The organism is Planosporangium spinosum, from assembly GCF_049999945.1.
GTDB lineage: Bacteria > Actinomycetota > Actinomycetes > Mycobacteriales > Micromonosporaceae > Planosporangium > Planosporangium spinosum.
On record NZ_JBLYUB010000054.1, the window covers coordinates 1 to 10,915 of the forward strand.

The window sequence follows — 10,915 nt, forward strand, 5'->3', positions numbered from 1 at the left end:
CGGCCATCGCGTTCGTCTCCTTCGGTTTGTGACTTAGCCGTCTCGAAGGATCTACGCGGTGGCCGTCTCCTACATCACGACACGCTCATCAACGAGCCCGTCGTACACCATCTCCGTGGACGCAACCCTGATCAATGCGGTGAGGGCAGCACGGTCGGCCCAGTCGAGCCGTGGGTTCGGATTCTGCCGACGTAGGACCGCGTTCTCGTGGCGGCGAACCAGGATCTCGATGTCCTTGGCCGTACCGGTTCGGGCGAGAAGAGCCAGCCAGCCAGCAACCCGGCAGAGCACGAGGTAGAGCAGACGCAGCGACACGCATCACGATGATGCCTGACGACATGGCCGAGAACCGTATCTCCCCACGCCAGCCATGGCGATGGGCTTTTGGAACCCCGCAGGTGACTGTGCCGGCGGCGGACCATCAGCGGCAGGATGTACCACCAGAGGGCGAACCACATGACAGTGGTGAATCCGAGCGCGGCGGCGAGCGTGGAGCCGAGCACCACATCGAGGATCAGGGCCAGGACGCAGTTCAGCGAGGCGAACAGCAGCACCGTTCCGCCGATGGCGCAACGGTTCGCGAGCGTGAGGGTCGCCGCTCTGAGGCTGCGCCGATAGGTGACGCGGTTGGCGCAGGCGGGTGCGATGAGCAGGGCGAGCGCCAGGGTGGCTAGGACGAGCGCCACGACGTACAGGCCGCGTCGGTAGGAGGTGACCGAGCTGAAGCCGGGGTTGAAGGCCACCCAGAGCAGGAAGGCGAGGAGCACCTGCACACCGGTCTGAGCTACCTGTACCTCTTGCAGGAGTTCGGTGTAGCAGCGGTCCAGGCGCTGGGCCGGAGCTTCCCCACGGATCCGGAAGTTCCACACGTCATGGGGCTCGACCGGATCGCTTCCGCTGGGCGCCCCGATTGGTGCTGGTCTGGTCTGCATGGCCATGGCGCTCTCCCTGCTCGCTGTCGCCGCCTGGGCGTATCACGGTGGCGGTTGCGTTGATGGTGGTCGAACGGCATGGCTGAAACACCCGCCAACTTGCGGTATTCGAATCGTCGAACACACACCGTGACAGCACGGGACCCGTCGACCGGTTGGCGCGTGCGCCGACCGCTACGTCCCCGGCGCGCGGTGGTATTGGCTGGCCAGGTCCGACAAAATCCCGGGCGGGACCGTCCTCATGGGCCAACGACGTCGCGGGCTCCCGAGGCCAGTGCGTTGGGGGCTGCCAGGTCATGTGCGCGCAGGAACCCGGCCACTGAGGCGGACCAGGGGTAGCGTTCGGCCGCGTCGCCGGGCTGCCGCCCGCAGGTCGACGCGCGGTCGGGCGGCGAGTTCCAGGATGGCGTCGGCATACGAGGGCCCGTCCCCGGATGCGGCGAGGCCGGCGTCGCCGATTACTTCCGGTAACGCACTGTCGGCGTTGACCACGATGGGTGTGCCACTGGCGAGGGCTTCGAGGGCGGCCAGGCCGAACGTTTCGACCGGACCGGGGGCGAGTACTACGTCGGCGGTGGCGAGCAGGCCGGCGAGTAGATCCCGGTCGGCCACGTACCGCAGGAACCGTACGGGCAGACCCCGACGGCTGGCCTCGGCGCGCATGCGAGGGTGGCAGGGACCGTCGCCGACGACGACGAGCACCGCAGGTGCCCCGCGGGCGTGCAGTTCGGCCAGGGCGACCAGGGACCGCTCGGGGCGCTTTTCCGGTGACAACCGCCCGCAGTGCAACAGCGGCAACTCGGTCGGCCCAGCGTACGTCGCACGCATCCGCGGATCGTACCGGCAGGGGTGGAAGTGATCGAGGTCGACGTCGAGGGGGACCTGCGCCATGTTCTGGGCGTTGATGCGGCGGAACTCGGCCGCCGCCCACGAGGTGGTGCATACGACCCGGTCATAGCCCGCGGCGGTGCGCGCGTTGAGCCGGTCGGCGACGGCGTTGAGGGATAACCGGTTACCGGTGAGCAGACCAAGCAGCCCGTCGAGGCTCTCGTGGGAGACCATGACCGCCGGTACGTCGTGGCGGCGGGCCCACGCGGCGGTCCAGCGGAGCGTGGTGCGGTCGGACACCTCCAGCCGGTCCGGGCGCAGGTTCCGGAGAAGTGAGGCGATGCGGGGACGGTTGACCAGACCCGATAACCGCCGGTACCCGGGACGGTCGGGGCCGGCAGGGTGATGACGCGGCCCTGCGCGGTCATCTCATCGCTGTGGCGCGGGCCGGGCACGATGAGCACTGGCTCGTGGCCGGCGGTGGCGTACCCGGCGCCGAGATGGCGCAGCGCCGTGCGTAGCCCGCCAGAGCTGTCGGTGACGAAGTTGGCCAACCGCACGGTCTTCATTCCACCGCCTCCTGTGGCCGCTTGGTGGAGTTACGAGCCGGGGTATGCCGGGACGGCGAAGCTGCTGCCGCAGGCGAGGCGCCGCCGCGGCGAACAGGCCGGCCGTCCCCGCGGCTGGCAGAGCGACCGGGGCATGGCGGCGGCGACGACATCGATAACGGCGAGGGGATAAGTGAGGTATCGAACCGGATCAGGCGACAATCCGGTCCTCCATCCGGTCCAGGGCGGCGGCGACGTCCCGCCGGAGACCGTCGTCGAAGGTGCTCGCGGCCCCGCGAATTCCGCACCACCATTCGCCCGCCGCCATCCCGAGCAGGCCCGGCAGCAGATCGGCACCGCGCCGCAAGACCCACCGGGTACCTTGGCTTGCCATCCACCATGCCTGTGCGTGCCGGGTCGGCTCCGGATTGTCCGGCTGTGACGCCGGACGTCCAGCGAGCGGGAATCCCGACGCGGCCAGCGCCTCGGCGAAACGTCGGGCCAGCAGCCGGTGGCCCCGTTCGCTGGGGTGTAACCGGTCCACGCTCCACATGCTCCGGTCGTACACGGTCGGATGGGTTGCGACATCGACGTGCACGGGCAGCCGTGCCGTCAACACCAGCGAACCCTGCGCCGTCAGCGCCGCGACACAGCCGGTCAACGCCGCCTGGATCGCCGCGACGTCGAATCTGTTCCGGAGCGTGTCGTTGACGCCCACGATGATGGAGGCCAGCTGCGGTCGCAGCCGCAGCGTCGCCGCGAGCTGCGGGCCCGCAACGTCGCGGGTCAGCGCTCCGCTGACCGCGAAATTGTGCAGCTCGACCCAGCTCGGTGCGGCCAGCGCCGGCGCCAGCAGCGCGGCCCAACCGCGCCAACCGCCGTCCGGCATAGGGCTGCCGATGCCCACGTTGATGGAGTCGCCGAGCGCGGCGAACCGGAGCACGCCGGCGGCCGACGCCAGGCTCACACCGTTCTACCTTCGTGCGCGCGACTCCACGTCGTCGCGCTCACGCTGGCGCCTTGACGTGGCCGGCCGAACAGCTCCACGGAATGCTGGCACCCTGGTCGCCGATCAGTGACGAGCGCGATCCGCACGCCCAAACACTGATCGAAGTCGCGGTTGTTCAGGCCACGGCGCCGTGACGTCCCGGCGAAGAGTCGGCGACGAAGCGGGTCAGACCCCCGGCGATGCGGGGTGCCTGATTCGTGCGTCTTCGCCGGCCGCGCAATGTGCCGAAGCACTCGGCGCTCCACGGTCGCTGCTGTCTTCCCGGCGCGAATGCCCGCCGGTGGATCCGGCTCGCACCGCGCCCTTCACCGCCACGTCGTTGAGTTCGCGCATTCACCGGCGAGGGGTACCGGAGAGGACGCCCGGTCCGTACCGTGTGTATGGAAGCCCAAGCAGGTCCACGCGGATGCCCACTGATGAACAGGTGATGGCTGTGGGAACCATCCTCGTCAGCCCCACTGGTCAGGACAGCTCGGCCGTCGCCGTGCACCTACTTGGCGACGTCGATACCGCTGCGTGTGCTGATCTGCGCAGCACCCTCATCGATATGATCATGCGCTCTAAGCCGGCCCTCATCCTGATCGACCTGCGGGAGGCCACTGCGGTGGACGCCTGTGTGATCGGCACCCTGCAGGCGGCCTACGAGCTGGCCTGCGATGCCGATCTCCTCTTTGCCGTCGACGGCAATGACTCCCCGGTGGCCGCCGAGTTCTGCCGCATGGGGTTTCCCTGGGCGGCGTGAGTGCCAGCCTCTCATCCGGTCGCGGCCAGGGCCGCCGGGGCCACCCGGATGGTGTGTCGCCACCGTTGCCGGTCATCGGCGAGCAGGATCTGGGCGAGGTCCCGGGCGTCGCGCGCCAGCCTCGAGGGGGCTTCGATGCGGCTCACCCTGCCAGCCTTGCGGGGTTCCAAAATCTTTGCAGCGTGGTTGCCCTGGACAGACGTAGCGCTCGGCCATGCCGTAGGGCAGCATCGTTACGCGTGTCGCTACGCCTGCTCTACCTCGTGTTTTGTCACATCGTCGACTGGCTGACCCTGGTTAGGCGGACTGAAGTGACCCCTATCGGCCGGACGCCTCGATGCCGGTCAGGGAAATCGCGGTAGGTCTTCTCACGGGTCGAAGTGACTACTTCGGTGCGGCATAAGAGGTCAAGCTTGCAGATCGTGCCTGGCCGATGTCTCGATCGATTCGCCTGTCTGCTCCCCGCTCACCAGACGGCTGCGGCGGCCGTTGGAGTGGGGGAGCGGGTGGCCGGTCAGGTGGGGTGCCGGAGTGGCGATGTTGGTGATGTTTTTTGGGGGACGGGGTCGGTCGCGGAAGAAGGTCAGGTCCGACGCCGGTGGATTAACGCACGAATTCCTAACCCGCTGCTCCGATCGCAACCGCAGGCCCGTGGCCTGCGGTTTCTCGTTTCTGGGCCTCGATTTTGCGGTCGCAAACAGCCAACGGAGGACCGTGGCCGGGGTTGCCAGGCGGTGTGCCGTCAGCGCACGAGGGAGGAGCCTGGTCAGCGCGGCGAGCACGGCCCGGTCGGCCCAGTCCAGCCGCGGCTTCGGGTTCTGCCGGCGCGTAGGACCGCGTTCTCATGACAAAGAACCAGGATCTCCACGTCTTCGGCCGCGCTGGTGCGGGCGAGGAGAGCAAGCCGGCGGGCGCTACGGCAGAACGCGAGGTAGAGCAGGCGCGGCGACACGCGTCACGATGATGCCTGACGTCATGGCTGAACGTCACATTCGCCTACGTCGGTCACGGTGATGGGTGGTGGCACCCCGCACGGTGCATCGGGAGGCTCGTGGTGCCTTCAGGTGTCGGTGTCGGATGATGAGCCAGGTGATCCAGCCGGCGCCGATGATGAAGCCGAAGCTGATGATGCGGTAGAGCACCACGGTGGCGATGGCGGTGGGGGTGTCGACGCCGCCGGTCACGAGGCCGAGGATGAGGGCGCTGTCGATGATGCCGAGCCCGCCGGGGATGACGGTGATGGTGCCAGCGGCCATGCCGGCGCTGAAGGCCAGCAGCACCTGGGTGGTATCGATGGGATCGTCGCTGACGGCGTGGAAGCACATCCAGAGGCATACGGCGTCGAGCAACCAGTTGAGCACCGCGAAAACGGCGGCCGCGGCGGCGTGGCGGGGCGCGAGGCGAGCAACGCGGAGCTGGTCGATGAAGTCGCGGATGTGGTCGAGGCCGTAGGTGGCGGGCCGGTGGCGCAGCCGGTTGAGGCGTTGCAGCACGGCGCGGGTGACCGGTTGCAGGGTTTCGGGGTGGCGGGTGATCCGCCGGACGCCGACGGTGATGAGCAGGGCGGCGACGGTGAGGGCGATGAGGGTCCGCCACTGCGGGGTGCCTTGGGCGGCGAGGGCTCCGGCGGCGGTGACGACGGCGAGGGCGGCGGCGGACAGGATGCCGGACAGGGCGATGCACCAGGAGGCGACGGCCGGGGTGGCGCCGAAGCGGCGCATCTGCTGGTAGTTGAAGCTGGTGGAGAACGCCGGACCGCCGGGCAGGGTGACGCTGAGCGAGTGTGCGGCGTAGGTGAGCGCGAGTTGCCGGCGAAGCGGTACGCGCACACCGGCGGAGAGCAGCAGGCGGCGTTGCATCCGCGCATACGCAGCCATCGCGGCCAGCTCGGCGCCCAGCGCGATGGTGAGCCAGCCGGGGTGCGGGGCGCGCAGCTGTGACAGCGCCGATGTCAGTGCGCGCCAGCCCAGCGTCAGTTCGACGGCGAACAGGACGAGTACTGCGGCGACGGCGGTGTGGCGAAGCCAGCGGCGCTTGTGGTGCTGGGGTGCGCCGGCACGGTGGTCGGCGGCAGTGCCGACGGCGGGGGTGTTGCCGCTGTGGTCGGTGGCAGTGCCGACGGCGGGGGTGTTGCCGCTGTGGTCGGTGGCAGTGCCGACGGCGGGGGTGTTGCCGCTGTGCACCGACAAGGCAGCCTCGGTTTCGTGTGGTGCGAACGTGTTGCTGGGTTGATTGCGGCGCGGTGGGGTGCCGGCCGGCCCGTGCGGTTCGGCCGGCACCCCGCCACAGGTCATGGCATGACCTGTGACGCGTCGCGGTCAGGCGGCCGTCGCGGGCTCGGGGCGGGCGGCTGCGATGGACGGCCGGGTGCCGCTGGTCCGGGCGGCGCGTGCGCCGCCGATGACGCACAGCACAGCGCCCAGCACCAGCCAGGCCAGTAGCACGATGAGTGGCTGGGTGGCGCCGCGGCCGTCGAAGAAGGCGGTGGAGCGCAGCAGGGAGCCGGCCGCGCCTGGTGGTAGGAGTTGGCCGAGTTGACCGGACCAGCCGGGCAGCATCTGGGGTGCGGTGCCCGTGCCGGACAGTGGGTTGCCGATCAGCATGACGACGACGGCGCCGAGGCCCAGCCCGGGGGTGCCGAGCAGCGTTTCCAGGCCGAGCAGGGTCAGGGCGGTGGCGGCGATGGACAGGGCGATCACGCCGGCGTTGGCCCCGTAGTTTCCGGTGATCGAGCCGAACCAGAACTGCAGGATCGCGGCCAGGGCCAGCCCGCCGCAGACGGCGAAGGCGAGCGCACCGGTCAGCCTGCGGGTGGTGCCGCGCACGCGGCGGGTGAGCAGGACGGCGGCGAGCATGCCGCCCATCACCAGGGGCAGGGAGCCGGCCGCCAGGCCGGCGCCGCGGGGGTCGTCGGCGGGCAGGGCGGCGACGTCGCGTACCGCGACGGCGGGGGTGGCCGGTGCGCCGCCGGAGGCCTGCGCCAGCCCGGCCGCGATGCTCTGCAGAGTTTGCGCGATGACGGGGCTGCCGGCGGAGGCGATGATGACCTGCGGGGTGCCGGTGCTCACGTCGATGGCTCCGTACGCCTCCCGGTTGCGCACTGCGGTCTCGGCCGCGGCGGTGTCCGCCGCGCGGGTGATGTCGAACGCGCCCGGCTGGCGTTGCTGAAGCGCGGCGGCGATCCGGTCGGTCGCGGTCGGCGGGCCGGCCAGCACGATGGGTACGTCGTGCACCGAGGATCGCACGGCCGGCCAGGCGAACGCGGTGAGCAGCACGCTGATGATGACCGTCAGCAGCGCGACCGTCGCGGCCACCTGCGGCCATGGTGTGGACGCGCGTGTCCCGTCATGAGTGGTGGAGGAGGTGTCGGTGGCCATGTGGGTTCCTTTCCTGACTGCGCTGCCGCAGTCGCGCCAGGGGGCGATTGCCCAACCGGTGGCGGTCATCTAGAACGCTCCGGGCAGGTCTTCGGTGAGGTAGCGCTGCACGATCGGGCCGATCGCGGCGACCAGTTGCTCGGGTGGTGCGGAGGCGACGGGTTCGAGTTTGAGGACGTAGCGGGTCATGGCGAGGCCGATGATCTGGGTGGCGGCCAGGGCGGTCCGGGTGGGTGCTTCTTTTCGTCGAGGTCGAGTTGGTCGACAATCCGCCGCAGGCACCGCCGATGGCGGAGACGATCGCGAAGCCGAACAGGCCGACCACGAGGGTGATGCGGCGGCCGATCAGGTCCGACCGCCGGCCGCCGAGCAGCAGTAGCGAGCCGAACGCCAGCGCGTACGTGGTCACCACTCACTGCGGTTGTCGGTGCTGAACCCGAGATCGCGCTGGGCCGAGGGCAGGGCGATGTTCACGATGGTGGTGTCGAGGATGACCATCAGCTGCGCGATGCCGATGATGCCGATGATGGCCCACCGGCGCGCGGCACGGGCGGCGGGGAGGCGGGTTCGGCGGGAGTTGGCGTCGACGGTTCGACGCGAGCCGGGATGGTCATGGTGGCCTTCGCGCTGGGAACGATGACTGATACGCAACTACAGTGAGACATTATCAGCGTATCGGCAAGTGTGACGTGAGCCTTACGGGCATCGAGCTGGTACTCGAGGACGCGACGCCCCTCGTCGCTTGCTCCCCGCCTCGCCGTCGACGCCACCAGGGCTCGTGCCGAGAATGGAGGGCATGGAGCCAACGGCAACGACATCCCTGGCGCAACCGGTGCAGGTGCCGGACGAGCTGGTGCAGGCGGCCCTGCGCGCCGCCGAGGAGCTGGGCCGGGACGTGGCTGACATCCCGTCCACCGCGATCGCGCAGCGCGCCGGGATGTCGCGCAGCACGTTGCTACGGCGTCTGGGTGGGTCCCGGGTCGCGCTGCACGACGCGGTCCGGGCCGCGGGTGTCGACCCGGGTGGCCGGTCGGTCCGGGTCCGTGCCGTGGAGGCGGCGGCATTGTTGATCAGTGAGGAGGGCCTGGCTGCGGCGACCTTGGAGGCGATCGCGGGTCGTGCCGGCTGTGCGGTGGAAAGCCTTTACGCCGTTTTCGGCAATCGCGACACTCTGCTGGGCGCGGTGTTCGATCAGTACAGCCCGATCGTCGACATCGGCGATGTTCTTGCCGCCGAGCACACCGATCTCCGGGCGACAGTTGCTCACGTCTACCGGACGATGGCCGAGGTGCTGACCCAGGAACCGCGGGTCACGCCGGCCATTTTCGCGGAGATGCTGGCCCGCCCGACCAGCGCGGCGGTGCAGTCGCTGTTGCGACACAAGGCGCCGCGCCTGTTCACGGTGATCGGTGAATGGTTGAGCGCCGAAATCCGGGCCGGCCGGGTCCGGGATGTGCCATTGCCGTTGCTGCTGGGCCAGTTCGTCGCGCCGGTGGTGATCCACATGCTGCTGCGGCCGGCCATGTCCGGGCTGGCCTTCATCGAACTGCCGGACGTCGAGCAGACCTGCGACGTTTTCGCCGACGCGTTCGTCCGTGCGGTTGCGGTCGACCCGGGTCAGTAGCCGTTCGGCTGGCCGCCCCGCTAATGGAGTGATACGCTTTTGCAGTCGTTCTTCATTAGCGTGTCGAGGGGTCCTGATGGGTCTCGTACGGCGGCTCGTCCACGGCACTCTGCTTCCCCGCGCCACCGGCACCACGTACTACAGCCCCGGCCTGCTGACCGCGGCCCTGCTGCACGTCCCGATCGGCCTGACCTACCTCGCCGCATTGCGGGCCCAGGGACCGATCGAGCGCGGCGACTGGCTCAAGAGCCTCGGCGTCCTCGCGGCCTGGGCCGTCATCGGCGTCACCGCCCCCAATGTCCTCGGCGCTGACAAGAACAGCACGAACGCCTTCACCCCCCACCAGATGGGACCGTTCGCTGCCCGGACATCGCACATCACCAAAGGCCCCGACGCAAGCGCCTAGCTCCGCCCGACGCTCGCGGCCGGCACGGGAGGAATCGGATGCCCGAGATACGGATGACCGTGAACGGCTCAGCCACGTCTCTCGATGTCGATCCGTGGGTCAGTCTGCTCGACGCGCTGCGCGAGCGGCTCGGGTTGACCGGCCCGAAGAAGGGCTGTGACCAGGGCGCCTGCGGCGCGTGCACCGTGCTGGCCGACGGCCGGCGGATCAACTCCTGCCTCGCATTGGCCGTGCAGTACGACGGATGCGAGATCACCACGATCGAGGGTGTGGCGCATCCGTTGCAGGAGGCGTTCCTGCGCCACGACGGGTTCCAGTGCGGCTACTGCACACCGGGGCAGATCTGCTCGGCGATCGGGATGCTGGCCGAGCACGAGGCCGGCGTGCCGAGCATTGTGACCGAGTCCCCGGAGGCGCGCGAGCTCACCGAGGGCGAGATCCGGGAGCGGATGAGCGGGAACCTGTGCCGCTGCGGCGCGTACAACGGAATCGTGGCCGCGATCGCCGAGGTGGCCGGGAAGGACGGGCGATGAAGCCGTTCACCTATGTGAGACCGGTTGACGTCGACGCCGCCGTGCGGGCCGGCGCCGAGCCGGGTGCGAAGTTCCTCGGCGGCGGCACCAACCTCGTGGATCTGATGCGAGAGGGCATCGAACGGCCCGACACCGTCGTGGACGTGACCAGGCTGCCGCTGGACACCGTGGACGAGCTGCCCGGCGGCGGCCTACGGATCGGGGCGCTGGTGCGCAACAGCACCCTGGCCGCCGACCAGCGGGTCCGTACCCGCTACCCGGTGCTGTCGCAGGCGCTGCTGTCCGGTGCCTCCGGTCAGCTGCGCAACATGGCCACCGTCGGCGGGAACCTGCTGCAGCGCACCCGCTGCCCGTACTTCTACGACTCGGCGTCGGCCTGCAACAAGCGCGAGCCGGGCAGCGGCTGCGACGCGCTCGACGGATTCAACCGTAGCTGCGCGATCCTGGGCGTGAGCGACAGCTGCATCGCCACGCACCCCTCCGACATGTGCGTGGCACTGGCCGCCCTGGACGCTGTCGTCGAAGTACGCGGAACCGCGAGCATCCGCCGCATCCCGCTGGCCGACTTCCACCGGCTCCCCGGTGACACTCCGCAGCTCGAGACCGGGCTGGCCCCCGGCGACCTGATCACCGCGGTCGAGCTGCAGCCTGTCACGGCCCGTTCCCGCTACCGCAAGGTCCGCGACCGGGCGTCATACGCGTTCGCACTGGTCTCGGTCGCCGCGGCGCTGCAGACCAACGACGGGACGGTGACCGAGGTCCGGCTGGCCCTCGGCGGCGTCGCGCCTAAGTGCTCGGTTCCTCTTTGCAGGTGTAGATCGCTTCTGCCGGTGGGATGCTGGTGGGGAGGCGGTCTTTCATGCCGAAGTTGCTGTACGCGCGTCCTCCGAGCGACGTGGAGGAGGAACGCACGGTC

General features: G+C 69.7%; 13 protein-coding genes. 5 read left to right on the top strand and 8 right to left on the bottom strand.

Translation table 11 applies throughout. The features are described from left to right. Nucleotides 1-131: 131 nt before the first annotated feature. From ACNTMW_RS33855 to ACNTMW_RS33865, 3 genes are all read right to left on the bottom strand, one after another. Entirely contained in the window at nucleotides 132-938 is an 807-nt protein-coding gene (locus ACNTMW_RS33855) for a DUF6328 family protein (RefSeq protein ID WP_426638149.1), read from the bottom strand. A 288-nt stretch (nucleotides 939-1,226) separates the two neighbouring features. Continuing rightward, nucleotides 1,227-2,120, bottom strand: coding sequence for a glycosyltransferase (locus ACNTMW_RS33860; protein WP_426638160.1), 894 nt, complete (start codon nucleotides 2,118-2,120; stop codon nucleotides 1,227-1,229). A gap of 399 nt (nucleotides 2,121-2,519) precedes the next feature. Further along, the gene (locus ACNTMW_RS33865) at nucleotides 2,520-3,275 is read right to left on the bottom strand and encodes an SGNH/GDSL hydrolase family protein (RefSeq protein ID WP_426638150.1); all 756 of its coding nucleotides are present in this window, start codon (nucleotides 3,273-3,275) and stop codon (nucleotides 2,520-2,522) included. Nucleotides 3,276-3,723: 448 nt separating this feature from the next. On the opposite strand from ACNTMW_RS33865, the gene ACNTMW_RS33870 reads away from it, so the two are divergent. Next, nucleotides 3,724-4,059: a hypothetical protein gene (locus ACNTMW_RS33870; RefSeq protein ID WP_426638151.1), complete on the top strand. Its 336-nt coding sequence runs from the start codon at nucleotides 3,724-3,726 to the stop codon at nucleotides 4,057-4,059. Nucleotides 4,060-4,070: 11 nt separating this feature from the next. Here the strand turns inward: ACNTMW_RS33870 and ACNTMW_RS33875 are convergent, their stop codons facing one another. The 5 genes from ACNTMW_RS33875 to ACNTMW_RS33895 form a co-directional block, all read right to left on the bottom strand. Next, entirely contained in the window at nucleotides 4,071-4,205 is a 135-nt protein-coding gene (locus ACNTMW_RS33875) for a hypothetical protein (RefSeq protein WP_426638152.1), read from the bottom strand. Nucleotides 4,206-5,045: 840 nt separating this feature from the next. Beyond that, on the bottom strand, nucleotides 5,046-6,242 hold the full coding sequence (locus ACNTMW_RS33880) for a lysylphosphatidylglycerol synthase transmembrane domain-containing protein (RefSeq protein WP_426638161.1): 1,197 nt from the start codon (nucleotides 6,240-6,242) through the stop codon (nucleotides 5,046-5,048). Between the two features lie 135 nt (nucleotides 6,243-6,377). Then, a complete protein-coding gene (locus tag ACNTMW_RS33885) occupies nucleotides 6,378-7,436 on the bottom strand; it encodes a hypothetical protein (RefSeq protein ID WP_426638153.1) in 1,059 nt (352 codons plus the stop codon). Between the two features lie 69 nt (nucleotides 7,437-7,505). Continuing rightward, the gene (locus tag ACNTMW_RS33890) at nucleotides 7,506-7,625 is read right to left on the bottom strand and encodes a TetR/AcrR family transcriptional regulator (protein WP_426638154.1); all 120 of its coding nucleotides are present in this window, start codon (nucleotides 7,623-7,625) and stop codon (nucleotides 7,506-7,508) included. A 216-nt stretch (nucleotides 7,626-7,841) separates the two neighbouring features. Then, entirely contained in the window at nucleotides 7,842-8,087 is a 246-nt protein-coding gene (locus ACNTMW_RS33895; protein ID WP_426638155.1) for a hypothetical protein, read from the bottom strand. Nucleotides 8,088-8,223: 136 nt separating this feature from the next. On the opposite strand from ACNTMW_RS33895, the gene ACNTMW_RS33900 reads away from it, so the two are divergent. The 4 genes from ACNTMW_RS33900 to ACNTMW_RS33915 form a co-directional block, all read left to right on the top strand. After that, entirely contained in the window at nucleotides 8,224-9,060 is an 837-nt protein-coding gene (locus ACNTMW_RS33900) for a TetR/AcrR family transcriptional regulator (RefSeq protein ID WP_426638156.1), read from the top strand. 76 nt (nucleotides 9,061-9,136) lie between these two features. Continuing rightward, complete coding sequence (locus ACNTMW_RS33905) at nucleotides 9,137-9,466, top strand: hypothetical protein (protein WP_426638157.1); 330 nt, start codon at nucleotides 9,137-9,139, stop codon at nucleotides 9,464-9,466. Nucleotides 9,467-9,504: 38 nt separating this feature from the next. Further along, nucleotides 9,505-9,999: a (2Fe-2S)-binding protein gene (locus tag ACNTMW_RS33910; RefSeq protein WP_426638158.1), complete on the top strand. Its 495-nt coding sequence runs from the start codon at nucleotides 9,505-9,507 to the stop codon at nucleotides 9,997-9,999. Next, nucleotides 9,996-10,915: FAD binding domain-containing protein (locus ACNTMW_RS33915; protein ID WP_426638159.1), on the top strand; the 920-nt coding region annotated here is incomplete at its 3' end. The genes ACNTMW_RS33910 and ACNTMW_RS33915, both read left to right, overlap by 4 nt.

Bases quoted from the DNA above. Each gene is read 5' to 3' on its own strand.
- ACNTMW_RS33855 (WP_426638149.1), bottom strand. From the start codon at position 938: ATGGCCATGCAGACCAGACCAGCACCAATCGGGGCGCCCAGCGGAAGC.
- ACNTMW_RS33870 (WP_426638151.1), top strand. From the start codon at position 3,724: ATGCCCACTGATGAACAGGTGATGGCTGTGGGAACCATCCTCGTCAGC.
- ACNTMW_RS33885 (WP_426638153.1), bottom strand. From the start codon at position 7,436: ATGGCCACCGACACCTCCTCCACCACTCATGACGGGACACGCGCGTCC.
- ACNTMW_RS33890 (WP_426638154.1), bottom strand. From the start codon at position 7,625: ATGACCCGCTACGTCCTCAAACTCGAACCCGTCGCCTCCGCACCACCC.
- ACNTMW_RS33900 (WP_426638156.1), top strand. From the start codon at position 8,224: ATGGAGGGCATGGAGCCAACGGCAACGACATCCCTGGCGCAACCGGTG.
- ACNTMW_RS33905 (WP_426638157.1), top strand. From the start codon at position 9,137: ATGGGTCTCGTACGGCGGCTCGTCCACGGCACTCTGCTTCCCCGCGCC.
- ACNTMW_RS33910 (WP_426638158.1), top strand. From the start codon at position 9,505: ATGCCCGAGATACGGATGACCGTGAACGGCTCAGCCACGTCTCTCGAT.